This is a genomic window from Micromonospora sp. WMMD1102 (genome assembly GCF_029626265.1).
In the GTDB taxonomy this organism is placed as follows: Bacteria; Actinomycetota; Actinomycetes; order Mycobacteriales; family Micromonosporaceae; genus Plantactinospora.
The window spans coordinates 1,897,489-1,921,714 of the sequence record NZ_JARUBN010000001.1; the positions used below are offsets into that span (position 1 = coordinate 1,897,489).

21 protein-coding genes are annotated in these 24,226 nt (G+C 72.2%); 5 read left to right on the forward strand and 16 right to left on the reverse strand.

Annotated elements, in window-relative coordinates:
• Positions 1-81: 81 nt before the first annotated feature.
• The 5 genes from O7626_RS08615 to O7626_RS08635 all read right to left on the reverse strand — a co-directional run bounded on the left by O7626_RS08615 (position 82) and on the right by O7626_RS08635 (position 5,681).
• Positions 82-1,221, reverse strand: coding sequence for a PQQ-dependent sugar dehydrogenase (locus O7626_RS08615; RefSeq protein ID WP_278060621.1), 1,140 nt, complete (start codon positions 1,219-1,221; stop codon positions 82-84).
• A 134-nt stretch (positions 1,222-1,355) separates the two neighbouring features.
• Positions 1,356-2,096, reverse strand: a complete 741-nt coding sequence (locus O7626_RS08620) for an SDR family oxidoreductase (protein ID WP_278060622.1) — start codon at positions 2,094-2,096, stop codon at positions 1,356-1,358.
• A gap of 423 nt (positions 2,097-2,519) precedes the next feature.
• Positions 2,520-3,569, reverse strand: coding sequence for a hypothetical protein (locus O7626_RS08625; protein WP_278060623.1), 1,050 nt, complete (start codon positions 3,567-3,569; stop codon positions 2,520-2,522).
• Between the two features lie 48 nt (positions 3,570-3,617).
• Complete coding sequence (locus O7626_RS08630) at positions 3,618-5,018, reverse strand: hypothetical protein (protein ID WP_278060624.1); 1,401 nt, start codon at positions 5,016-5,018, stop codon at positions 3,618-3,620.
• A 30-nt stretch (positions 5,019-5,048) separates the two neighbouring features.
• The gene (locus O7626_RS08635; RefSeq protein ID WP_278060625.1) at positions 5,049-5,681 is read right to left on the reverse strand and encodes a GPP34 family phosphoprotein; all 633 of its coding nucleotides are present in this window, start codon (positions 5,679-5,681) and stop codon (positions 5,049-5,051) included.
• A 282-nt stretch (positions 5,682-5,963) separates the two neighbouring features.
• On the opposite strand from O7626_RS08635, the gene O7626_RS08640 reads away from it, so the two are divergent.
• Complete coding sequence (locus O7626_RS08640) at positions 5,964-6,929, forward strand: GntR family transcriptional regulator (RefSeq protein WP_278060626.1); 966 nt, start codon at positions 5,964-5,966, stop codon at positions 6,927-6,929.
• A 152-nt stretch (positions 6,930-7,081) separates the two neighbouring features.
• Here O7626_RS08640 and O7626_RS08645 read toward each other — a convergent pair whose 3' ends face one another.
• The 7 genes from O7626_RS08645 to O7626_RS08675 all read right to left on the reverse strand — a co-directional run bounded on the left by O7626_RS08645 (position 7,082) and on the right by O7626_RS08675 (position 13,277).
• Positions 7,082-7,894, reverse strand: a complete 813-nt coding sequence (locus O7626_RS08645; RefSeq protein ID WP_278060627.1) for a hypothetical protein — start codon at positions 7,892-7,894, stop codon at positions 7,082-7,084.
• Positions 7,891-8,745: a DUF692 domain-containing protein gene (locus O7626_RS08650; RefSeq protein ID WP_278060628.1), complete on the reverse strand. Its 855-nt coding sequence runs from the start codon at positions 8,743-8,745 to the stop codon at positions 7,891-7,893. Before O7626_RS08650 ends, O7626_RS08645 begins: the two co-directional genes overlap by 4 nt.
• Before the next feature lie 29 nt (positions 8,746-8,774).
• A complete protein-coding gene (locus O7626_RS08655; RefSeq protein WP_278060629.1) occupies positions 8,775-9,461 on the reverse strand; it encodes a nitroreductase family protein in 687 nt (228 codons plus the stop codon).
• A complete protein-coding gene (locus O7626_RS08660) occupies positions 9,452-11,146 on the reverse strand; it encodes a TOMM precursor leader peptide-binding protein (RefSeq protein ID WP_278060630.1) in 1,695 nt (564 codons plus the stop codon). The genes O7626_RS08655 and O7626_RS08660 overlap by 10 nt, the downstream gene beginning before the upstream one ends.
• Positions 11,136-11,795, reverse strand: a complete 660-nt coding sequence (locus O7626_RS08665; protein WP_278060631.1) for a TOMM precursor leader peptide-binding protein — start codon at positions 11,793-11,795, stop codon at positions 11,136-11,138. Before O7626_RS08665 ends, O7626_RS08660 begins: the two co-directional genes overlap by 11 nt.
• Positions 11,774-13,057 carry a YcaO-like family protein gene (locus O7626_RS08670; RefSeq protein WP_278060632.1) on the reverse strand — a complete coding sequence of 428 codons (1,284 nt, stop codon included), beginning with the start codon at positions 13,055-13,057 and terminating at the stop codon, positions 11,774-11,776. Before O7626_RS08670 ends, O7626_RS08665 begins: the two co-directional genes overlap by 22 nt.
• Before the next feature lie 82 nt (positions 13,058-13,139).
• Entirely contained in the window at positions 13,140-13,277 is a 138-nt protein-coding gene (locus O7626_RS08675) for a hypothetical protein (RefSeq protein WP_278060633.1), read from the reverse strand.
• Positions 13,278-13,440: 163 nt separating this feature from the next.
• On the opposite strand from O7626_RS08675, the gene O7626_RS08680 reads away from it, so the two are divergent.
• Complete coding sequence (locus O7626_RS08680) at positions 13,441-14,748, forward strand: YcaO-like family protein (protein WP_278060634.1); 1,308 nt, start codon at positions 13,441-13,443, stop codon at positions 14,746-14,748.
• 89 nt (positions 14,749-14,837) lie between these two features.
• On the opposite strand, the gene O7626_RS08685 is transcribed toward O7626_RS08680, so the two are convergent.
• Both O7626_RS08685 and O7626_RS08690 read right to left on the reverse strand, forming a co-directional pair.
• Positions 14,838-15,593, reverse strand: a complete 756-nt coding sequence (locus O7626_RS08685; RefSeq protein ID WP_278060635.1) for an AfsR/SARP family transcriptional regulator — start codon at positions 15,591-15,593, stop codon at positions 14,838-14,840.
• A gap of 122 nt (positions 15,594-15,715) precedes the next feature.
• Positions 15,716-18,955 carry a BTAD domain-containing putative transcriptional regulator gene (locus tag O7626_RS08690; protein WP_278060636.1) on the reverse strand — a complete coding sequence of 1,080 codons (3,240 nt, stop codon included), beginning with the start codon at positions 18,953-18,955 and terminating at the stop codon, positions 15,716-15,718.
• A 255-nt stretch (positions 18,956-19,210) separates the two neighbouring features.
• Between O7626_RS08690 and O7626_RS08695 the strand changes: the two genes are divergently transcribed.
• Both O7626_RS08695 and O7626_RS08700 read left to right on the forward strand, forming a co-directional pair.
• A complete protein-coding gene (locus tag O7626_RS08695) occupies positions 19,211-19,855 on the forward strand; it encodes a GNAT family N-acetyltransferase (protein WP_278060637.1) in 645 nt (214 codons plus the stop codon).
• A gap of 315 nt (positions 19,856-20,170) precedes the next feature.
• Positions 20,171-21,370, forward strand: coding sequence for a hypothetical protein (locus O7626_RS08700; RefSeq protein ID WP_278060638.1), 1,200 nt, complete (start codon positions 20,171-20,173; stop codon positions 21,368-21,370).
• Between the two features lie 102 nt (positions 21,371-21,472).
• On the opposite strand, the gene O7626_RS08705 is transcribed toward O7626_RS08700, so the two are convergent.
• Together O7626_RS08705 and O7626_RS08710 are read right to left on the reverse strand one after the other, a co-directional pair.
• Complete coding sequence (locus tag O7626_RS08705; protein ID WP_278060639.1) at positions 21,473-22,882, reverse strand: hypothetical protein; 1,410 nt, start codon at positions 22,880-22,882, stop codon at positions 21,473-21,475.
• Positions 22,872-23,402, reverse strand: a complete 531-nt coding sequence (locus tag O7626_RS08710; RefSeq protein ID WP_278060640.1) for a SigE family RNA polymerase sigma factor — start codon at positions 23,400-23,402, stop codon at positions 22,872-22,874. Before O7626_RS08710 ends, O7626_RS08705 begins: the two co-directional genes overlap by 11 nt.
• A gap of 204 nt (positions 23,403-23,606) precedes the next feature.
• Here O7626_RS08710 and O7626_RS08715 point away from each other — a divergent pair, with 204 nt between their 5' ends.
• Positions 23,607-24,152: a hypothetical protein gene (locus O7626_RS08715; RefSeq protein WP_278060641.1), complete on the forward strand. Its 546-nt coding sequence runs from the start codon at positions 23,607-23,609 to the stop codon at positions 24,150-24,152.
• Positions 24,153-24,226 lie beyond the last annotated feature (74 nt).

A 24,226-nucleotide genomic window follows, 5' to 3' on the forward strand; every position in this document is an offset into this window, starting at 1 on the left:
CGGGACCGTGGTGTGCCCCACCGGCGGAGGTGGGTTCGTCACCGACCGACACCGATGGTCCGACGGGCCGGGTACCCGCGCTCAGCCAGGTCGCACCTCGACGCGCAGGATGCGGTCGTCACCCGGGCGTGCGTCGGTTCCGCCCCAGGTGGCGCGGTCGGTGTTGGAGGTGACCAGCCAGAGCGCCCCGTCGGGGGCCACCTCGACGGTCCGGATGCGTCCGTGGTCGCCTTCGAAGTGCGCGACCGCGTCTCCGGCCAGGGCGTCGCCGGCGACCGGTAGTTGCCAGAGACGTTGACCGCCGAGCGCGCCCATCCAGAGTGATCCGGCGGCGTAGGCGACACCCGAAGGTGAGGCGTCGTCGGGGTGCACGGTGAAGATCGGCGGCACTCCGGTGCTGCCCCGCACACCCTCGGTTTCCGGCCAGCCGTAGTCCTGCCCCGCCCGGAGCACGTTCACCTCGTCCCAGCTGCGGTGGCCCAGTTCGGATGCATAGGCCGTGCCGTCGGGCCCGAAGGCGATCCCCTGGACGTTGCGGTGCCCGGACGAGTAGATCGGGGAGTCGGGCGAGGGGTTGTCCCGCGGGATGGAGCCGTCCGGGCGGATGCGCAGGATCTTGCCGTTGAGCGTGGCGTCGTCGGCGGCGTTCTCCGGCTCGAACGCGTCACCGGTGCCGATCCACAGGTTGCCGTCCGGGCCGGTGACGATGCGTCCGCCGTGGTGGCGGTCGGCGGTTTGGATGCCGTCGAGCAGCACTCGATCCTGCCGCAGCGACCGGAAGTCGTCGGCGACCCTCAGGGCGACGATGGCGTTCTCCCGTGCGCCGGAGACCGAGGCGTAGATCGTGCGGTCGGTGGCGAAGTCGTGGGAGGCGGTGATGCCGAGCAGGCCGCCCTCGGAGCTGGCCACCACACCGGGTACCACGCCGACTGTCTGTGGCGTGCCGCCACCAGCCGGGACTCGGACGATGTCACCGCTGATCCGCTGCGATACCAGCGCGGATCCGTCGGGAAGGAAGGTCAACCCCCACGGGGTGTCGAGGCCGTCCGCGATCTCGGCGGGTTCGCCGAGCGTCGCGACCGGGCCGTCACCGCGCGCGGCGCTCGGCTGCCCGTCGCCGGTGTTGGTCGTCGGCTGGTGATCCGGCGAGCAGGCCGTCAGGGCGAGCGCTGCGATCAGGCTGGGGCCCCTCGCGGCGCGTCGAAGCGGTCTGTGGGACACGGCTTTGCCTCCTTCGAAAGGTCTTGGCGTCCGACCCAGAGCGGCGGATCGCCACTGCGGGAGCTGGCAGGTGCAGGCCGGGCCCGAGCCGGCGGCGCTGACCGCGACCAGCGTGGGCAGCCCGCTCACGTTCGTCAGGCGGCGCCGCCGTTGACGAAGATGGTCTGCCCGTTGATCCATCGGCCGTGGCCGGCGAGCAGGGACACCACTTCGGCGATGTCGTCCGGGCGGCCGAGCCGTTCCATCGGGTTCTGCTTCGCGATGCTCTGGACGAGGTCGTCGCTCTTGCCCTCGAGAAACAGGGCGGTCGCCGTGGGCCCAGGAGCGACGGCGTTGACGGTGATGTTCCGGCCGCGCAGCTCCTTGGCCAGGATGGGGCTGAGGGCACCCACGGCTGCCTTACTTGCCGCGTACGCGGCGTAGCTGGGCAGGTTGAGGCGGGTGATCGAGGTAGCGAAGTTGATGATCGCGCCGCCCGGACACAGCCGCCGGATGGCTTCGCGGGCGACGACGAAGGTGCCACGGAGGTTGGTGCGCTGCATCCGGTCGAACTCGTCGAGGTCAAGGTGGGCGACCGGCCGGAGGATCATGACGCCCGCCGCGTTCACGACGACGTCCACCCGGCCGAACGACCGCTCCGCGGTGTCGAACAGTGCTCTCACTCCGTTCTCGTCGGCCACGTCCACCTGGGCTGTCACGGCGCGACCGCCGGTGGTCCTGGTCGCCGTCGCCGTGGCTTCCGCCTCCGTCTGGTTGCCGGCGTAGCAGACGACCACGTCCTGGCCGTCCGCGGCGAGCCTCAACGCGACGGCGCGGCCGATCCCGCGGGATCCTCCGGTGACGACGGCTACCCGGCTCCGGTTGTTGCTGAGCATGTTGGGCCTCCTCCGGTTGTGGCACCTCAGCTGCCGGTGCCCTCGGTGATGGCGCCCGGCATGACGATGACCGTCTCGATGCCGAACGCGTTGGCCTCGTGGGCGGTCGTGACGGCGAGGGCGTCCATGGTGGCCGCCGATTCCGGTGACGGGGACGACAGACATCGAACCGATGCTCCTTCACGTCCTGGTAGCGATGATACCACTGTATTTGGTATCCCCGATGTAAGCAAGGCGCTATCAAGACCGTGTTACCGGCGCTATCGAGCGGCTGGCGGTCAGGACGGCGTGCACCGCTGCCAGTACACAAGAGACGGTTCGCCGGTGGGGATGCTGGTCGTCACCTGCCGACTGGGGCGGCCCAGCGCCCCGGCTCGCCGGAGTGCCCGCCGAGGGGCTCCGCGGGAGTTGAGCTGACGGTGGTCATTCGGGCTGGGGCGGTGTGCGCGCACCGCCGACCGGGTAGGTCACGGTTTCCCGCTGCCTGAGATGCCTGGCCAGGCGGCTCAGCAGGTACACCTCTGCCGCGAGCGTCAGCGATCCGGTGAGTGCGGCGGTCAGGGAAGCGGGCATCATGAATGCGGTGTGTGACACGAGGATCCCGCCGAAGAGCCAGATTCGGCGCTGGTCGTCCCAGTTGGCTGCTGCCTGCCAGCGCACCACCAGCCAGGCGAAGGCGACGGCGGTCAGTGCCGCGATGATCAGCCGCTGTACCGGGGACATCAGGTCGTCGAGCAGCAGCGTGGAGCCGAGGCCGAGCGGGAGCAGCGTGCTGAGGAGCGCCATGGTCAGGTACATGGACACGAAACCGACCACTCCCGGGCGTGGCGCGGTTGCGGTCCGGGGCGCTCGGTAGCTTGTGGTGCGGCGACGGCGCGGAACAACCGCCAGCGCGACCACGGCGAGCGCCATGATGAGCGCGAGGAACACCATCGTCGGGCCCATCGGGGTCTGATACCCCGGGTCCTCCGTGGCGGAGATGAGGTAGCGGATCCCGATCACGCCCACGATCGCCAGGGCGCCGGCCCCGGCCAAGCCCTTGTTGCTCAGGTAGGGCCGGGCCTGCTGTGCCGGGAAGAGGAGATTGGTGATGGCGATGGGCAACAGGACGCTGAGCACGACGTGGACGCCGATCTGTGACTCCCAGTACGTCCAGTTCGCCCCGAACGCCCTGAATCCCCAGTCGGCGGCGCCGTACATCCGGGGGCTGGTCAGGGCTTGCAGGCCCAGGCCGTCCTCCGCGATCTGGTAGGCCACGCCCATGAGCACCAGGCTCGGCCAGCCACCGCCGACCCGCACGACCGCCTCGCGGAGTACGAGGACCCCGGCGCCGTACATCACCATGAGCAAGGGCAGGAGCAGCCAGGTGAACGGCACCGCGACCGCGGTGAAGGTCAGCTCGGCGCAGAGCGTGGTCAGCAGTGCGAGCACCCAGGGCGCTCGATTCCTGCGCCGGTTCCTGGTTATGTTCATCGGTACGCTCGTTCCTTCCGGTCCGAGATCCGCGAAGCGCGGTGGGGATCAGCGGGCTTCGTGTGCGTGCAGGAGTTCTTCGAGCTTTGCGTTCTGTGCCTGGGCAACGGCCTTGGCCTGCTGCTCGAAGGTCGCCCGTTCGGCTGGGTCGGCCGGCCACGGCGGGGCGATGTCGGGGTGCAGCCGTGAGGTGTGCAGCCAGGCGCCGATGCCCGGGTTGTCCGCCCAGCGCAGCTGCTCGGAGTTCGCGGAGAGGGTGAACCGGAGCCAGTCCACGTCGGTCCTCGGGTTGGGTGTGACGGGGCAGAGCTCGTTCTTCGCCCTGTCATCGGGACAGGTCGCCTCCACGTGCGCGATGAGGGCGGCGCTGAACACCGGCTGGCACGCGCGGACCGACTGCAGGGTGATCAGTCCGTCCTGGAAGATCGGCACGACGGGCAGTTGCTTCACGGCGTCGGCGGTGCAGTCCACGTGCAGGACGTGCGGGCCGGTCGCGAGCGTGCCGCCGTCGAGTTCGATGTCGGCTTCGTTGATCCGTTTGACCCGGCCGAGGCGAACGACGTGCTCGATCCTGCGCAGCTGCTGCAGCTCCGCCTGCGAGACGGTGGCGCAGCGGAACGCCGTCGGCCGCTCGTCCGGGGAGATCCTCAGTAGCGCGCCCACGGCCTCGAGCCGGTCGAAGAGGTCGGGTACGGATTGCGCGCCCATGATGGCTTCGTGCTTGGCGGCGTGCTCCTTCGCGATGTCGTCGGCTTGGCGGAGGGGCATCGGTTGCACCGCGGCCCGATCGATGAGCCACGGCGCCCGGGGCATGATCCAGGTCAGGTCGGCCGGTTCGACGCCCTGTTCCAGCAGCCAGAGGCAGGCGTCGATCCCGGTCTTGCCCGCGCCGACGATGACGTAACGGTCATAGGACTTCCGAACGGCGGGCAGTTCGTTCGGAGGGACGACGGTAACGCCGGTGGCGACCGGGAACTCGGGCGGTCGCATGGCGGGTACCGTCACGCCCTGGTAGGTGGTGTCCACGACCCTGCGGCGTACGGTCACCTGGTACTCCTTGGCGGAGGCGGTCAGCTGGAAGCGGCCGCCGCCCCGGTATTCGGCCATCGGGAAGTAGGAGACCCGCCCGGACGGCAGGAACGTCTGGCGCATCACCTGGTCGAAGTAGCCGCAGATCTCGGACACGCCGGCCAACTCGTACAGCCCGGCGTTCCAGCCCAGTCGGTCGACCTTGTCCTCGCCCAGCGGGCGGGAGTTCACGCCGTACATGGTGGAGGGCTGGTGCAGCCGCACGTAGGGGTAGGCGACGGTCCAGTGCCCGCCCGGCTGGTGGTAGCGGTCGACCAGCGTCACGGTCGACTGCGACTCGGTCAGCAGCGTGTCCACGAAGGCCATCGCCGTCGCGCCCGCGCCGATCACGAGGTAGTCGGTGTCGATGTGGGTAACCATCACGGTCTCCTGTCTGGCTGGGTGGCCGGTTCAGCTCGATGCGGTCATCGCGGCGATGGCGCCGTGGGTCCGGACGATGGCCTTGCGGACCGCGGGGCTGATGGACTGGTCCTTGGCGACCTCGCCCATTCGCTTCCGGACCTGCTTGCGTGCGCCGGTGGGCACCGCCCGGCGCCAGAGCTTCGCGGCGTGCAGCACGCCGATCAGCGCGGCCGTCCGCTCGCTCGGATCGTGTCCGTCGAGGATGGTTTCGGCGAGCCTGGCGCGACCTTCGGCGCGGGCCGTGGTGTCGGCTGCCGGGTAGCGGCGGGCCGGGACGACGCCGAGCAGCCAGGCTTGTTTCCGCTGGAGCACGCCTCGTTCGACGAGCGCGGTGATGGTGCGGCCGGGTGCTCCAGCGCGGGTGCGGCGCAGCAGTTTCGAGACCTTCACCCCGCCTCCCGCCTCGGTGAGCACGGCGTCCAGGTGTGCCGCCCCGGTCGGAGTCGGGTCGAGCACGGTGACGATGTCGTTGTCGCTCACGGTGATCCGCTGGGCGAGGGCCAGTTCGACGATGACCGCCCCGGCCACCGCCCAGTCGAGGCCCAGGCGCGTGCTGCCCCGGCCGGTTCTGTCGTCGAGGGCGATCAGGACGACTTCTTCGGCAACGGTGAGTTCGGGCACCGTGCTCTCCTATCCGGTCCGGTCGGCGGCGCCAGCGAGGCGCGGCAAGGTGGAGGTGCCGATGGGGATACAGCAGGCTCGTCGCGTGGTACGGGACGCCGACCTCGATCTCCCAACAGCTTGCGTACGCCGTATCGATCTGACGCGTACAGTGTATTGCGATCGGCCTTTCGATCCACGTGCCCAGCAATTCCACCTGAAGAAAGTGTCCTGATTCGGCTGCAATGAACTAGTACACTTAGTTCCGGTGTCGCGGTGTCGCGAGCACATCAGGAGGTGCGCATGACTGGAGACGCCCAGCCCGAGCCGCTCTACCGGCGGATCGCCGGGGAGTTCGAAGCCAGGATCCGGTCCGGTGATCTACAGCCGGGGGACCGGCTGCCGTCCATCCGGCAGATCGCGGACCGCTGGGGGATCGCGATCGCGACCGCGACCAGGGTGCTCGCCACATTGCGCGAGGACGGGTTGGTCGAAGCGAAGGTCGGTTCGGGCACGGTGGTCCGCGCTTCCCCTGGAAGTCCGCGCCTGTCCAACCGGGCGAAGGCGTCCGCCTCCCGACTGCCCCTGCGTCCGGTGGGCGGTGCGAAGCAGGCGCTCAACCGCGATCACCTGCTGCGGACGGCCATCGCCATCGCCGACGTCGAAGGCGTCGAGGCCGTGTCCATGCGACGGGTCGCCGCCGAACTCGGTGTGGGGACCATGTCGCTCTATCGCCACATCACGAACAAGGATGACCTGGTGACGCAGATGGCCGACCTGGTCTTCGGAGACGAGGAACTGCCTGATCCGGGGCCCGAGGGCTGGCGGGCCAAGCTCGAACTGGTCGCGCGGCGGCAGTGGGCGCTGTGCTGGCGGCACCTCTGGTTGCCCAAGGCGATCTCGTTCACGCGGCCCGCGCTCGCGCCGAACATGATGGTGCACACCGAGTGGACCCTGCGGGCGCTCGACGGTCTCGGCCTCCCGCTGCGGACGCGGATGCAGGAGGCACTGGCGCTGCACTCGCTCGTGATCAACGCCGCGGTGTCCACGGCGGACGAGGTCGAGGCCGAGCAGGAGACGGGAGTGACCCTGGCCAGGTGGCTACAGACGCGGCGGGCCCGGACCGACGAGCTGCTCGCCAGCGGTCTGTTCCCACTGCTGGCGAAGGTGCACGAGGAAGCCGCACCAGATCTCGAAGAGCTGTTCGAATACAGCCTCGCCCGGCATTTGGACGGATTCGCGGTCCTGGTGGGCGAGCCAGGTCACTAGTTGGGATCACGACCGGCCGGGCGGGCAACCTACCACCCGTCCGTCCGGGCCGGTCGGTGCCCAGCGAGCTGCCAGAGCCAGCCGCACTGTTGCCGATCCTGCCGGTGCTGAGCTGGACCACCTGGGTACCTCGACGACCGGGCAGTCTCGTCCTACCGGGCCAGCTCAGTTCCGGAGCCGTTGGCGTCCAGCCCGCCCAGGAAACCCTTGGCGACCATGCCGCGTAGGCCGCGCTCGGCGGTCTCCGTGTCCAGCCCGGCCCGGTGCGCGACCGCACGGGTCGTCCGAACACCGTCGCAGGCGGCGAGCAGGTCCGCCAGCCTCGACGGCAGCCGGTACGTCCGCACCGGACCGGAACGGCTCGTGGCGTGCAGCAGGTAGTGGGTGGTACCGCTCGGCAGGCTGCCGGCCGCCCGTCCGGCGACGACGATCCGTTGGATCTCCGCGATCGGGCGGTCGAACGTCGCGAGCAGGACGCCCGGCCGCAGCGCGGGCGGGCCGGCCGGCGGTTCCACCCCAACGGTGCCGACCCGTGCCTCGTACCAGAGGGTTTCGAACGCCACCATCTCGCGGAGCAGCCGGATCCGGGCGGTACTGGGCAGCGTGGCAACGGCCGCGGCGAGCTCGCTCCCGACCGCCAGGCTGTCCTCGGGCCGGCTCAACGTCCGACGTCCCAGTACGGGGCGCAGCACGGTCTCCTCCTCGGCGGTGCCGCGGAGCAGGGCTGCGCTGCCGGGGAAGGCGGCGGTGAACCTGGCCTTGCGTTTGAGGCTGGTGATCGAGGCGGTGAGCCGAAGGCCGGGCAGTGGCACGGCGGCCAGTCGCCGGGCCAGCTCGGGGTCGGTGCCGTGCCGCCGGGCGAACCTGTCGGGGTCGGCGTGCAGCTCCTCGGCGAGTGACCCGTCGATCAGGAGCCTGGCCAGCAGCGCCTGCCCGCCAGCCGGAAAGGTGTGCTCCGTGCTCATCGGGCACCCCGGGAGACGCCGCCCGCCGTGAGGGTGGCGCGGACCCGGTCCAGCTCGTCGACGAGTTCGGTGAAGTCGTCGGGGAAATGGCCGTCCCGCTCGATCATGGCGGCCCGGACGTGCTGGCGGCTCTCCAGGTGTTCGAGCAGTGCGAACACGTCGTCTCCCACCGGGGCGTCGTGGCCGTCGACGAGTGGTACGCCACCCTGGCCCAGGTTGCCCGCCAGGTGCACCTGGACGACACGGTCGAGCGGCAGCGCGTCGAGGAAGTCGTAGGGGTCGAACCCGTGGTTGGCCGCGTTGACCACGACGTTGTTCAGGTCCAGCAGCAGGCCGCAGTCGCAGCGGTCGAGGACGGCGGTGATGAACTCGGCCTCGGTCATGCCGCCCGGCAGGTCGAGATAGTAGCTGATGTTCTCCAGCAGGAACGGCCGCCCCAGCCCGTCCTGCACCCGCTGCGCGTTCGCGGCTATCGTCCTGACCTTCTCTTCCGTGCGGAGCACCGGCGTCAGGTTGTGCAGCTCGACGCCGTCCTCCCGGGTGAAGCAGAGGTGGTCGCTGACCCAGGGTGCGTCGACGACGTCCGCCACCGCCGCGACGGCGTCCAGGTAGTCCGGATCCACCGGGGCGTCCGAGCCGATCGACATCTCCAGGCCGTGGGCGACCACGACGAAGCGGTCCCGGAGAGCGCGCAGCAGCTTGTTCTGCGCCGGATCCACCAGGTAGCGGTCCGTGACGATCTCCAGCCAGTCGATCGCGGCCGGGTGGGCGAGGATCCCGTCGTGCAGCTCCTCGCGGTAGCCGAGCCCGACGCCCAGGTCGGGCGGGGCGGAGATGGTGGTAGTGGGCATGACCTCTCCTCGCGGTTCGTAGGGCTCGCTCAGGCCGTCCGGAACACTGGCGACGGGGCCGGGTGTCCGGGCGCGACGGGGTGTCCGAGCGCGACTGTGAACAGGTGCCGCGCCCCCGGCAGGAGCCCGGCCGCCGCCCGCCGCACCAGGTAGTGGCCGGCGCCGAAGACCACGCCCTCCAGACCGTGGGTGCGCGCGGCCAGCCAGATGGCGTAGCCGAGCGCGCCGATCCGGACCAGCAGGCCTCCGGCGGCCTCCCGTCCCGTCCCCGCCGGCGAGCCGCAGACGAGCGCGAACACCGGCGCGTCGGCGTAGACGTCCGCCAGATCGTCGAGCCAGTCCGGAACGCCGAGCGGAAGAAGATTGCCGGCGGGAGCTGGCGTGAACAGGCCCCTACCCCGACCGTCGGCGCGGCGGACCGCCAGCAGCAGCCGCACGCCCGGGTCCGGATGCCGGTCGACCGGCCACTGGTCACGCTGAGCCCGGGTCGCCCGGTGCAGCACCGCGCGCAGCGTCGCCTCGGTCACCGGCGTCTCGGTGAACTCCCGCACCGACCTACGGCCTTCGAGGACCGCCGCAAGTGGTACGCCGTCGGTCACGGGCTCGGCCGCCCCGTCGTCCGGCGCGTACCTTTCGACGCTGCGGGGGAACGGGGCGCGACGGCGTACCAGGTCTGCCAGCGCCTCGGCCGGTACGTCCACGGGGATCAGTGGCATCTCTCACCTCGGTGTAGGCCGGCTACCACGGTCACGTACCGGCCGGTCGGTTGCAGGTCGAGCAGCTCGGCCAGGCTCTCGTCCCAGCGGGTCGCGAATTCCGTGCGGAGCCCGTGCGCGGCGGCGACGGCGGCGAGCTGGGTGACGGCGCAGCCCGCGTCCAGGTGGGTGAGCCGGTACGCGAAGTCCTGGTACTTTGCCGCCACCCGGTCGTGTGCGGCGGTGAACACCAGCGCGGCGTCGAGACGGTCGGCGGGCAGGTCGGTGCCGGCCAGCGCGTTGGCCAGCGGCACGGCGTCGGCGCGCAGGGCGATCAGCGCGTGGTCCAGGTCGTCGTAGCGGAAGATCGTTCCGGGTAGGTCGGCGACGCCGGTCTCGGTGACGAGGTGGAGTTCCACCGACCCGAGCTGCCCGCCGGACGGCACCCAGCGCTGCGCCGGGCCGTCGGCCTCGCCCCGCCGTCGGCCCGCCACCCGGGCGAGCAGGTCGGCGACCAGCGCCTGGTGCAGGCTTCCGGGTGCGGCCCGGCGTACGCCGTCGCCGAACGTCCCCGGCAGCGGCAACCGTTCCGCCGGCAGCCCGCGCCGGGGGTGGGCGTGGTGGGTCGGACGCTCGTCCGCCAACTCCCGCCACCTGCGCCGAACGGCCCGCGACGGGGGGCCGGCCCGCAGAGCGGCGGGAACCACCCGCTCGGTCATCCAGAGGCCGATGTCCACCAGGTCCGGCTCCGGCCCGTCGCCGCCGGCGTCGTCGCACGGGCAGTCCGGGTACGGCACGACGACGTGCTGGCCGGTGCCCCAGGCGTCGAGGTCGATCCTGGTCAACGTCGTCGGAGCCCGCAGGGATGCCCCGGAGACGATGCCCAGCACCTCGGCCGCGGCCAGCCCGGCGAGCGTCTCCCCGACCGTGGCATCAGCGAACCCGGCCGTGGCATCGGAGGTCTTCGCCGTCTTCCCGGCCGTGGCATCGGAGGTCTCCGCACCCAGCCAGCCCGCCTCGGCCCGGCCACGGCGCAGGCATCCGGGGCAGGCGGTGAGACCGGGAACGAAGCAGGGCCCGATCTCGAGGTGGGTGCGATCGGCGGCAACCCGTAGCACGGGCACGGCGTGCGGCGCACACAGTCCGGCCACCCGCTCGACCGCCGACGGGTCCCGGCTCTCCTCGACCACCACCACCAGGGACCGCCCGGCTCCGGCGAGGGCCTCGACTCCGGCTTCGGCAAGTGGCCCGCAGGTGATCTCGCCCACGCCGCACTCGCGCAGGTCCGCGGCGACCGCCCTGGTCACCTCGGTCGGCCCGACGACGTGCAAGGCGACCACCGCGAGCGCGTCGAGCAGGGCGCCGGTGCCGGCATGGCCGCCGTTGCCGCCCAGGCTGCGTGAGTGGTAGTCGACGACGTGCTCGGGGGCCCCACCCCGGCGGGGCGGCGCGGCGGATTCCAGCAGTCCACGTTGGTCGAGCAGGGCCAGTGGCCGGTCCAGGCGCTCCGGCGGCAGGCCCAGCTCGGCGGCGATCTCCTGGCGGTCCCGGGAGCCGTCGAGGAGGGGAAGAAGTCGCGGCAGCAGCGTGCTGGCGGCCCGACCCCGGAACACGTGGCGCGGCCCCGAGCCCTGCACGACGAGGGACTCCTCGGTCGGCACCACCGCGAGACCACGGCACAGCCGTACCCGGACGTCATCGGACACCGGCGTCCTCCCTCTTCCTCAGGCGCAGCAGGGTACGCAGATCGCGTTCGGGCAGCGGCCGGCCGCAGCGGGGGCAGCCGTGGCAGGCGAGCACCGGGTCCTGCCGGACGGCGACCCCGCGCAGCGGTACGGAGATCACCCGACCGGCCGTCACGTCGGGGCGGGCCAGGACGCGGAGAGCCAACCCGGCCGCGGTCCGCGCGTGCTGCGGCAGGAAACCGGCCGGACCGCAGGCCGGGTCCCGGTCGTAGGCGACGTACAGGGCCGCGGACCCCGGCCAGTGCGGATCGTGTTGGGCCCGGCGTTCCTCGAAGCAGCCGTGACACGGCCCGGCTCCCGGCACGACCAGCGGTCCGATCCGCAGGTGCGAGGGCTCCAGCACGACCGGCAGCCAGGGGACACCGGTCGCGTGGGCGCGTTCGTCGATCTGGTCGCAGAACGCGGGCGACGGACGCCACAGGGCCACCACCAGCGCGCTCGGCATACCGGCGAACGCGGTCTCCGGGGCGTCGTCGGGCGGGACCTGCGTGCCGTCCGTCATCCGGGCCAGTAGCCCGGTGACCCGGCGACCGAACGGACCGATTCCGAGCAGGGCCGTCCGCTCCGGGACGATCGCGGCGGGGGTGGTCAGGCGAACGGCTGTGGCCATGGATTCAGCTCCTCTTCGGGCAGCACGCGGTGGCCCATCCGGGCGGGTGCCTCGGACAGCCGTGGATGTGCGGTGAACTGGGCCAGCGGATGGAGGCTCAGCGGCTGGAGGTCGGGGATGACGACGTGCACCGCGGTCAGCCCCACGTCAGCCAGCTCCCGCGTCGTCCGGTCGACCACGACGGGCCGGGCTCCGGCGCCGGCCAGCCGCTCGACCAGCGCCGCGAGGGCCAGGTCCGGATCGGCCGGCAGTTCCGGGCGTCGGGGCGACGGCCGCGCGACGGCATCGGTCAGCAGGAAGTCGAATGCGCCCGCCCGCTCCGGTGCCCCCATGAACCGGGCACCGTCGTGCACCGCCGCGGACCCCACGGGACCGCCCGGCGGGCCGGCGCCCTCGCTCAGCAGTCCGGTCAGGGCGACCGCCTCCTCCAGAGCCTTGGCCGCCGCACCCGACAGGGTCCGCCCGGTGCTCGCCGCCGTCCAGTTCCGCAGTCGCGGGTCGTGCACGGCGCTCAACAGGCAGTAGACGGTCGGCACACCGAGGTCGGTCGTCGCGTCGAGCAGGCGTACGTCGACGAAGCGGCGCCGGCAGCAGTCGACGAGGTGGCGCGTCGACCCGGCCAGCTCGTCGGGCGCAACGGTGGGCAGGGGCAGCCGTTGCAGCCAGAGGATGGCGACGGCGTCCCGCTCGATCACCTCCAGGGCGCCGCGGACGACCGCCTCCACCGGATCGGTGTGCACCGCGTGGCCGGTGGAGAGCCGGTGTACGAAGCGTTCCGCGTCGTCGACCGGTGCCAGGTCCCGGCAGGCCATCACCGCCGGCACCCGGACCGGCGCGGCACTGCACAGGTCGAGTCCGATGACCCACCTGATCGGCGCGGCCGGGTCGAACGGGCGGACCGGGCAGCCGGGGGTGGCCAGTTCCCGTGCCGAGCAGCGCGGATAGCGGGAGGGTTCGAGGCACTCGCCGGCCAGCTCGTCGGCGGTCGCCCGCAGGATCTCCCGACGGTGCGGGGCCAGTGCCATCGCGTACCGCTCGGCACCCTCGGCGATGGCGACGAACCGGGCCAGTCGCGGGTCGGCCCAGCTCCGCCCACCACCGCCCAGCCGGCCGGTACGGCGACGGGTGTTCGCCGGACCCGGCGTGCCCACCTCGGCCCCGCACGAGTAGAGCCGGTCGCAGATCCGTGACGGCCGTGCGTCGGAGACGGCCGACACCACGCCGTAGGGGGACACCAACTCGTCGAGAGACTCCGGATTCACCATGCCTCCCCGGGCCCGCCCGCCGTGCTCGCGGCACGACGGGCGGGCGGTCGCACTCCGTCGAACTACCCGCGCCGGTGGCTCAGGCGCACATCGGGTAGTTGCACTGGACGTTCGAGCTCTGCGCCACGCCGCACATCGGCGCCTCGTCGAACGTGCCGTACTCCTCGTAGTCCTCGACGTCGAGGTCCAGTTCGGTGGTGCTGATTTCAGCCGCCATCTCGTACTCCTTCCGGTGGAAAAGGGCGTGGACCACCCTGTCGACACCGTCCGTCGCCGGGCGGTCGGCGGCCGGTCGTCCGGCGACCGGGCGCGGACCGGAGGCACTGCCAGGCTGTGGGCCCGACGAACGCGAGCGGGCGGGGCCGGAGAGGGGACTGGACGTGCGCCACCGGGAGAGACCGAGGGACCTGACATCGCTCGACGGCCTGGTCTCGCCCTACGGGCTGGTCTCCCGGGTCGGGGCGCTGGCCACCCCGGGCCTGCCCGCCTACTTCTGCTACTGGAAGTCGGAGGCGGGTGCGCCCGGTCCGGCCCGCCGGCTCGGTCACCAGGAGATTCTCGTCGGCTCCGGCCAGGCGTGGGACGATCCGGGTCTCGCGCGGTTCGTCGCCATCGCCGAGGTCGCCGAACGGTACGCGGGTCGCGACGTCCTCGCCGAGGAACGGATCTGGGCGACCGCCGAGGAACTGGGCGACGATTGTCTGGAACCCGAGCGGTACCCGCGTTGCACGGAGGCCGAGTACGCGCATCCGGACTGCCCGATCGTCCCCTTCGACCCCCGCGCGGCGATCCGCTGGACATCCGGGCTCGACCTGTTCAGCGGCGAACCGGTCTGGGTACCGGCTGTGCTGGCCTGTTACGGACTCACCGGGACCGTGCCGGCGGAGCACTTCAGCTGTCGGATGTCGACGGGCTTCGCGGTCCACACCGACCCGGTGGAAGCCGTCGTCCGGGGGCTGTTCGAGGTCGTCGAGCGGGACGCCAACGCGGTCGTCTGGCTCCAGCGGCTCGCCCTGCCGCTGGTGGATCCCGGCTGCCTCGACGAACGGCTGCGCCGACTGGTCGGGTGGTGCCGTGACCGGTTCAAGGAGGTCCACCTCTTCGACGCCACCTCCGACCTGGGCGTGCCGACGGTCTACTGCGTGGTCGCCGCCGAATACGACCCGCGGGCGCACCGGGTGGTCGGTGCCAGCTCCGCCCGGGATCTGACCGGGGCCGCGCACAAGGCACTCCTGGAGGCGCTGGGCGTCCCGCAGTTCATCCACTTCGTGGATCCGACGGCGGAGCCGGCGACACGGGCGCGGCTGCGGGCCGTGGGAGACACCACACGTTACATGGGTCGGACGGAACACGCGTACGCGTTCGACTTCCTGCTGGACGGTGCGGATCGCCGTACGTCCACGGCTCGGCCGTCGCTGCCCGCCGACCCGTCCGAGGCGCTGGCCGAGGTCGTCGGCCGGCTCGCCGGGGCCGGGATGCGGCCGGTCGTCGTCGACCGCACCACCCGGGAACTGGCCGACGTCGGGCTCACCGCGGTGAACGTCGTCGTCCCCGACCTCCAGCCGATGAGCGTCGAGCACCTGATCCGGTTCACCGCACATCCGAGGCTGTACGAGGCACCGGCCCGGATGGGCTATCGTGTCCTGCCCCCGGCGAAACTGAACCCGTGGCCGCAGCCGATGGCCTAGCCGGCCGGGCCGCAGCCGGTGGCCCGGCCTGGCGGTTTCCGGACGACGGCTCCCTCGGATACCGCGACGAAGTGGTACCGAGCGGCGGGTCAGAACACGGCTCGGGAGAGCCCCGGGTTGCGCTGGAGCAGTCGCTGGTGCGTCTGCCGCAGGGCCGGTCCCGGCTCGTCGCCGAGCTGCTCCACCAGTCGGGCACGGATGCCGGCATAGCGTTCCAGCGCCTCGGCCTGGTGACCGCACCGGTGCAGCGCCTCCATCAGCAATCCCGTGATCGCCTCGTCCAGCGGATGCTCCTCGGCCAGGTGCACCAGGTCCGGCACCAGCTCCGCGTGCCGCCCCGCCGCGAGCCAGGCGGCGGCCGCGGCCGTCCGGGCCGACAGCTGCTCCCGACACAGTGTCGCGCGGGCCCCGTCCGCCCACGGGGAGTCCACGTCGGCCAGGGGTACCCCGGCGGGCAACCGCAGGGCGCGGTCGTAGAGGCAGGCGGCGGCGTTGTCGTCGATCGCCAGCCGCGCCTGCCGGACCAGTTGTCTGAACCGGTGCAGGTCGATCCGCTCGGGATCCACGTCCAGCAGATAGCCGCCCCGCAACCGCACCAGCTCGCGTTCGGCCCCACCGGCCTCCGCGAGGGTACGCCGCAACCGCTTGGCGCAGGTGTAGAGCGCGTCTCTCGGGTCGACGGGCATCTCCTCGCCCCAGATCCGCGAGATCAGCCGCTCGTCGGGAACGAACTCGCGCGGCGACCAGGCCACGGAGGCGAGCAGACTCCGGACCCGGCCGGAGGACGGACGGACCTGCCTGCCCCCGCTGACGATTGCCACCGCGCCCAACAGCTGGAATTCCACCTCTGCTCCTCGCGACGAGATGCGAACATGCCAGGCCACAACGTCGCACCCTGCCGCATGATCTCCGCTCCGATCGCGCATGGCACTGTCAGGAGTTCTCGACAGGACGCCCGGTTCTCGTGTCAGCCGAGCAGCGCGGCGGTCTCCGCCTGACGTGGAATGTCGAGTTCGACGAAGTGTCGGTGCGCCCGGCGCCACGCCGAGCGGGCGGCCCGCTCGGCACCGGTGAGCCGGTACGCCCGCCCGAGCGGGACCAGCGCGTTGGCGTACCCGAGCGACTGCCCGGTCCGCCGGAAGACCCGCAGGGCGTGTCGGCACGCGGCGACGGCCGCGGGTCCGTCGCCCAGCGCCACGAGAGCGGGCCCCAGGGTCGCGTACGCCTTGCCCAACACCAGAGGGCTGCCCGCAGCGGCGAGGCGGAGCGCCTCGGTCGCGTGTTCGCGCGCCTGGTCCGGCCGACCGCCGGCCAGGGTCACCCGGGCCAGCCCGACCAGCGACTCGACCCGGCCGGCGTGGTGGCCGGTGCGGTCGGTGATGGTGACGGCGGCCGCCAGCCGCCCCAGCGCGGCCTCGATCCGGCCCTCTCCGGTCGCCGACTCCGCGAGTCCGATCAGCGCATCGACCTGGCAGTTCAGGTTCTCCGCCTGGCAGGCGAGGCGTAGCGCCGCGCGGTGTGCGTCGGCCGCCAGCGACCAGCGGCCCGCGTCGTTGTGCACCCGGCCGATCGTCTCGAAGCTGATCGCCTCGCCGTAGGGCAGACCGGCGCCCCGGGCGACGGCCAGGGCGCGCTCCAGCCAGTGCAGCGCCGCCGCCAGGTGTCCCCGCTCCTGCCGGACGAGCCCGAGGTTCACCAGGACGATCGACTGCATGTTCAGGTCTCCGATCCGTTCGGCCAACGGAAGGGAGGCGGTGAGGCACCGTTGGGCCGGGCCGAGCCGGCCGAGGGCGAGATGGGCCGAGGCGAGGTTGTTCAGCCCCGACGACTCACCACGTGCGTTGTCCAACGCATTGTCGATCCGGATCGACCTGCGGTACCGGGCCAGAGCCTGCCGTGGCCTGCCCAACTGCTTCAGGGTGACGCCGATGCCGCGCAGCGCGTCCGCCTCGCCGCGCCGCCAGTTGGCCCGGCGGGCGAGCGCCAAGGCCCGTTCGTACTCGGCCCGGCCCGCGACCAGCCTGGTCATCCGCCAGTTGGCGTGGCCGAGCGACAGTCTCATCGCGGCCTGGCCGCCCAGGTCGCCGGCGCGTTGGGCCGCAGCCAACCCGATGTTCGCCATCCGCACCGACTCGGCCAGGGGCCGGAAGTGGTGGAGATAGTCCTGCAGGGCGATCACCAGCAGGCAGGCCATCGGCCTGGCGTCGAGGTCGGCGGAGAGGTGTACCGCGGCGGTGATCTCCTCCCACGTCTCGTCGAGCCAGGCCAGCGCGTGGGACCTGTCCCGGAAGGACTCCGGGGTGACGTGGGGCGGGATCGTGTCCGGCGGGGACGAGATCAGATAGAAGCCGCCCGCTCGTGCCGTTCCCACAGCCGAGTAGAGGTAGTACGCCATCAGCCGCCGTACGGCCTGTCGCCGCTCGGTCGGGGAGTCCTCCTCGGCAACCCGCTCCGCGGCGTACTCGAGCAGCAGGTCGTGGGCGGCGAACCGGTTGACGCCGACCTCGGTCACCAGGTGCACCCGGGCGACGCTGTCCAACAACTCCTCCGCCTCGCCGCGGTCCACCCCGGCCAGCGCCGCCGCCGAGGCGCTGGCCAGACCACCGCTCGGAGCCAGCGACATCAGCCGGAACATCCGGCGGGCCGGCGCGGGCAGCGCCTGGTAGGAGAGGTCCAGTGTGGAGCGCACCGCCGTGTGTTCGTCGCCGTCGACCCGGAGCCGGGCCAGCCTGCCCCGGTCGGCCAGCTCCGCGACGTAGTCGCCGACCGTGTGGTAACGCTGCTCGGCCAGTCGCGCCCCGGCGATCGAGAGGGCCAACGGCATGTGACCGCACTGCGCCGCCAGCCGCGCCGCGGCCTCCGGCTCCGCCCGCAGTCGGGCGGTACCGGCCCCGTGCGCGAGCAGTGCCTGCGCCTCCTGCGGCTCGAGCGCCGCCACGCCGAGCCGGCTCGCTCCCTCCCGCGCCACCAGGCCGCCGAGGCGGTCCCGGCTGGTCACCACGACCAGGCAGCCGGCACCGCCGGGCAGGACCGGCCGGACCTGTTCTGCGGTCGCGACGTTGTCGAGCACCAACAGGACGCGTCGGTCCGCGAGCAGTGACCGGTAGAGCGCCACCTGGGCCTGAAGGTCCGCCGGGATGTCCCGGGGGGCCTGCCCGAGGGCCTGGAGCAGCAGCGGCAGTGCCTCGGTGGGGGACATCAGCTGCCCCGGGTCGAAGCCGCGCATGCCGAGGAACAGTTGGCCGTCGGGGAAGTCGTCGGCGGCCCGGTGGGCCCAGCGCACGGCCAGGGCGGTCTTCCCCACGCCGGCGGGACCGACCACCAGCACGATCCGCGCCGCCCCCGAGGCCAACCAGTCGAGCTGCTTCAGCTCCGCCTCCCGGCCGACGAACCGTCCGATGTCGGCGGGCAACTGCCGAGGAATCCTCGCCGATTCCGGCGGAAACGGACCGGCCGGTTCCAGCGTGCCCGCCAGTACGCGTTGGTGCAGACTCCGCAACTCCTCGCTGGGCTCCAACCCGAGCTCCGCGATCAGGCGGGTACGGAAGTCGCGGTACACCTCCAACGCCTCGGCCGCCCGGCCACCCGAATACAGCGCGAGCATCAGCAGCCGCTGGGATCTCTCCCGGAGCGGGTCCTCCGCGACCAGCCGGGTCAGCTCGGCCACTGCCTCGTGCAGCCGACCCAGTGCCAGCATGGCCTCGGCGCGTCCCTCCAGGGCCGCCGTCCGGTGTTCGGTGAGCCGTACCGCCTCGGCCTCGACATGCGGCCCCCGCAGGCCGGCCAGCGGCGCACCCCGCCACAGGGTCAACGCCGCGTCGTAGTCGGCGACGGCCTCCGCCGGACGACCCTCGAACGCCGCCCGGCGGGCCGACTCCACCCGTTCGACGAACAACGCCGCGTCCAACTCCCCGTCACCCACCCGCAACAGGTAACCCGGGCTTCTGGTCTCGACCAACGTCGCACCCTGCGGCCCACAGGCCCGACGAAGCTCCGCCACCAGGGCTCGCACCCTGGCGGCGGCGGAGACGGGCGGATCATCTCCCCAGATCCGGTCGGTGATCCGTTGTACGGAGACGACGTGATTGGCCTCCAACACCAGTACGCCGAGCAACGCCTGCTGCCGGCCGGTCAACTCGACCGGCCGTCCCGCCACGGTCAGCCCGACCGGTCCCAGCAGAGTGACCTGCGTACCGCTCACCACCATGGAAGTGGACCGTAGATCAAAAACCGCCCATCGCGCGAACGGACCGGATGTCCGGCCGAAGGTCTGGGCCAGCGGACCGGTAGCGGGAGTCAGATGGGCAATCCGGGCATGTGCCTGAGTTTCAGGCCATGCCGCCGGGGGCAGCATGCGAACGTCCCGCCACCGGCACGGTCGCCTCTCCGGAATTCCCTGGTCAGGGGCGTGGCAGACTGGTCGGGTCGGCTGGGGGGGAGGGTGTCGGGAGAGTGGCGCAGGATGATCACGGAAATCCGTAGCTTCGCGGAGACCGACCGTGCCGCCCTGCGTGAGCTGTTCCGCCGGGCGGGAGAGGGCTCGCCGTCCTCCCTGCTCTGGGGGCACCAGGAGTCGGAGGCGGCCATGTACCTGGAGCCGTACATGAGCCAGGAACCGGACTCGTTGTTCCTGGCCGTCGCAGGTGGCCAGGTCGTCGGCTACCTGGCGGGGTGCCCGGACAGCTCGACCTTTCCCACCGAACGAGAGCGCATGGAGCGGGCGATCGCGAGGTATCGGCTGGTTTTCCGGCCCAGGCCCGCGGCCTTCCTTGCCCGTGGCATGGTCGACATGGCGACGGCCGCGGTCCGGCGAAAGCCGACCGCGGGCGGCTTCGACGATGCCCGTTGGCCGGCCCACCTGCACATCAACGTGACGCCCCGGGCACGGGGGACCGGCGCCGCCGACGGCCTGATGCGGCGATGGTTCGACCGGCTCGTCGAGACCGGTTCACCCGGGTGCTATCTGCAGACCCTGGCCGAGAACACCCGCGCGGTGCGGTTCTTCGAACGCGTCGGCTTCACCAGACACGGTCCGACGCCGCTGGTCCCCGGTGCCAGGCGGGGCGGCAGGCCGCTGCACCAGCAGACGATGGTCTGGCAGCCCTGAAGTAACTCGATCCGTTCCCTGCGGCCCCGCACCGGGGCCGAGAGGTCGAGCGGGTCGCGAGCCTCCGGCGAGACCCGGAACCGTACCGGCCGGGCGCGTCCAACGAGCGTCCAGTTGCCGTTCAGTCCGGATTGAAAACGTGGCCGCACAGCTGCCTCGCCGATGGAGGGGAACATGACAGGAACAGGCAGGGCCCGCGACGAGTTGCCGATGCCGGAGGGCATGCTTTCGGTCGCTCCGTCGCCGGCCTCGACGTCCGGGCTGGCCGCGCCCGCCGGTCCGGGGGACGGGACCGACAGTGCCGGGCGGAGGCCGGTGGGATCACGCCGACGGGGGTCGGTCGGAGCACGTCGCCGGCGGTTGACGGCCGGGGTACTGGCGTCGGCGCTGGCGCTGGTCGGGGTGCTGGGGCAGGCGGTGCCGGCGCAGGCGGAGGTGTCGAAGGAGCCCACGCCGAGCCTGCCCGGCCGGGCGGCCGAGGCCGTGACCGGCGTGTCCGGGCTGGCACCGGATGCCGGTCTGCGCCCCGCCGAAGGCCGCCGGACGGCGTCCGTGCCGCCGGGCACCGGGATCACGTTGGGCAAGCCGAAGGCCGGCCCGGCGCCCCGGATGGTCGAGGATCCGAACGATCCGCCGACCTGCGTGCCGTACATCAGCGGTCAGGTGACCCGGAACGGTACCGCGCTGGCCCGGGTCGACTACCTGGCCGAGATCGTGTGCAACTTCTATCTCGCGGGCGCCGGCCAGGCGTACCTGATCGAGCGGACGGGCGGTTCCCGGTACAACGGTGCCGTCATCGCCGCGGCCGCCCCCTTCTACTTCTCCTCCCACTACTACGGGTACAGCATCGGTGCGGTGCTCATCGACGGTCGCGTCTACGACGGCGGTCGCCAGTTGGAGATCGGGTTCGACCTGGCGTTGCAGACCCTGAACGGGACGCCGTGGGGCGGCTGCTTCGCGCTGCCCGCCCCGCAGCGTTACCTGACCCCGTGTTACGGCCTGGGCACCTCGTACCTGTCCGTCTCGATCGGGTCGGGAGTGTTCAGCACCGGGCTGCCGGCGTACAACCCGGCGGCGGCGATCCGGGACATTCCGGCCATCGACCTGCTCACCTTCCACGTGGGTGGCCAGTCCGACCCGGCGTCGACGGCCCGGCAGAACATCGTGGACACCGCGGCCGGGCTGCCCGCCCAGACCAGCGACTTCAGCCACGTGGGCCGGACCAGCGTGAACCTCGACCTCGACATGTTGCGCGGCATCCTCAGTTTGCACCTGCAGAACGGCTTCAACTTCCGGGTGACCGCGATCGCCGGCAGCAGGCACGGTGCGACCTCCCGGCACTACGTCGGGAAGGCGTTCGACGTCGACACCGTCAACGGCGCCCGGGTCAACTCGAGCAACCCGTTCAACCAGGCGTTCAAGGACGCCTGCCGGGCGTACGGGGCGACCGAGGTGCTCGGCCCGGGAGACGATGCCGACCACGCCACGCACATCCACTGCGCGTGGCCACGGTAGTGGCCCCCCGGAACCCCGGACGGAACCGGGCCGACAGCGACGGGTGAGGCGTCGCGCCGGCCGGCGCGGTACGGCCGCGCCGGCCGGACCCGGGCGTTCTCGTCAGTCCACGTCCCAGGAGTCGAGCTGATAGCCGGCTCCGACGCGCTCGGCGACCCTGTCGGTCGCGAGCACCGCGCCCGTCGGGTCCAGTGCCTGCAGGCGCAGGTCCTCGGTGGCCGGCACCGTCAGCACGAGAGCGGAGTCCCGGACCTGTCCCTGGGCCACCGGACGGTCGCCGAGCAGCGCGCGCACCTGGACGGCACCGGCGGGGGCGACCACCAGCAGCGGGTGGCTCGGTGGGCTGGCGGCGCCGTCGACCGGGCCGAGCGGGATCGCCAGCAGCCGCTCCGGTGCCGCCGGGTCGGTACGGGTCAGGAACTGACTCGCCGTCCCCACGGTCCCGTCGGCCCGTTGCCCGGGGTAGGTGACCGCCACCTCGCCCAGCCATCCGCCGTCGACGGCCGGTGCGGTGAGCACGGTGGCCAGTCCGTCGAATCCGACACCCGTGCCGGTCGTCTCGCCGCTCCAGAGCACCGTCGGCAGTTCGGTCACGGTGTATCCCCAGCCGCCGGCCGCGGTGTTGACCGCGCGGCGGGACTCGGTCGGCTGCGACCGACCCCTTGCCTGCGCCATCGCGGCGTCGAACTGGGCGTCCGTGACACCCTCGGGCGCCCACGAACCGGGGCCGGGCAGCCGCTTCCGCACCTCACCCGCGCAGCTCACCTGGAACCACTGTGGCCGCAGGGCGCCCGGCGGGCGGAGCAGGTAGGAGCCGGTCGGTTCCGGCGTCCAGACCTGCGGCACGGGCATCGCGGCGGTGCTGAACTCGCAGCCATCCGGAGCGATGCCGACGTAGCCGAGCTGGTGCGGCTCGTCGAGGGACCCTACGGTCAGGCTGTCGTACGGCTCCAACCCGTCGCCGAACCCGTCGACGGCGGTACGGGCCAGCTCCTGCGGACCGGCCCCCTTGTCCGCCACCATCCAGGCCCGGGCGTTCGGCCAGCCCCGGGAGTCGCGTCCGGTGAGTACGAACGCGGCGAACGCGATCCGGTGCGGGCCCAGGTCGTCGACGAACAACACCCGTACCTCCCGGACCGGTGTGGTCAGCCTCGGCAGCCGGCCGGCCTGTGCATCGGCCAGCAGGGCATCGGCCAGGGAGGTCACGTACCCGTGGTCGGCGCCGATCCGGCCGCGTGGTTCGGACCGGGCCAGTCGGTCCGCCCAGGCCAGCATCGCCGCTCCGGCCTCCCGGCTGGCCGCCGGTTCCGGAACGGCCCCGCCACCCGGCCGGAGAGCGCTGACGCCGACCCCGACGGCGGCCAGCAGGGCGATCGCACACAGGGTCGCGGTGAGTGCCCGCCGCCGGCCCCGCCGCCGCCGGGCGAGCACCCGGCCGTACGGGTCGGGCCGCGGTCGCAGGTCCTCGGTCAGTTCGGCCAGGATCTGGCCGATCCGCTCGTCAGAACGCATGGTGCCCCCTTGCCGGTGTCACCGCGCCGGGCGCGGCCGATCGTGGTCGGGATTCCAGGGCCGTCCGCAGCCGGGCCAGTCCCCGGGAGGCGCGGCTCTTCACCGAGCCGACCGAGCAGCCCAGGGTCTCGGCGACCTCCGCCTCGGGCAGGTCCGCGACATACCGGAGTACGATCACCGCCCTGGTCCGCGGCGCCAGCGTCCGCATCGCTTGCCAGAGCGCCTCCCGTTCGGTGACCCGGTCCGCCACGTCCCGGACCTGCCGTTCCGGCAGCAGGGCGGTCACCACCTCCCGGGCCCGGTGGCGACGCCACCCGGTGATGTGCTGGTTGACCATGACCCGCCGCAGGTACGCCATCGGCTCGTCGACCCGCCGCCACCGGCGCAGCACCTTCACCAGGGCGCCCTGGACAAGGTCCTCCGCATCGTCCGCCGACCCGGTCAGGTGATAGGCCACCCGCAGCAGGTCCGGGTAGCGCGCTTCGACGAACTCCCGGAAGCCGCCGTCGTCCGATGCCATCTGCTCTCCACCTCTGTCGGCTAACCAACACGACCCTGGCGGGGGCGGAAACGTTGACGGCCAGCGGCGGATTTTTCCGGCCCCCGGGTCAGCCGGTCAGCCGGGGCGGCTGCTCGGCCGGGGCAGCTGCTCGGCCGGGGCAGCCGGTCAGCCGGGGCGGGGCCGCGACGACCGTGCGGAGGATTCGTCGCTACGGTGTCGCTCATGCACGACGGGTACGAGGCCAGGCTCGACGACCGGCTCGGGCGGCGGGAGCCGATGCTCGCGGAGCGTCGGTCCGAGGATTCCTCGTGGCAACCGCGCCGCACCGGCCGGTCGGCGTTCCGCACCGCTGCCGCGCCAGCGGATCCGTGGCTCACGAACTGGCTGGCGAGCCGTGCGCACGGGTTCCCCGAGTGGTCCGCGGCCACCGGCCGGGCCGACGACCTGGACTTCAGCCCTGAGTCGTTGCTGACCCTGGAGCAGATCGTGCGACGTCGGATCCCGGCCAGGGAGGCGCTGCACGAGCCGGTGCACGACGACTTCGTCCAGGGAGCGATCTGGTACCTCGGCGAGATCGCCAGGCGCCACCGCGGCGCGCGCTGGCGGTACACCCCCGACCCCACCGGCACCAGCAGGAACCCGTACGTGGGCCGGCCGTTCGTCGAACAGGACGACGGGAACGACGCGATCCCGCTGCTCGAACTGGAGGCCGCCGTCCTCTCCGACGAGACCGGCGTACTCCTGGACCGGTTCGAGGTGTTCGACTAGCGGCAGGGACGGCATCGGATCAGAGAAGCACCCGACGAGTCCGTGGGCCTGACAGTGTCGGGCCGGACTCGTCG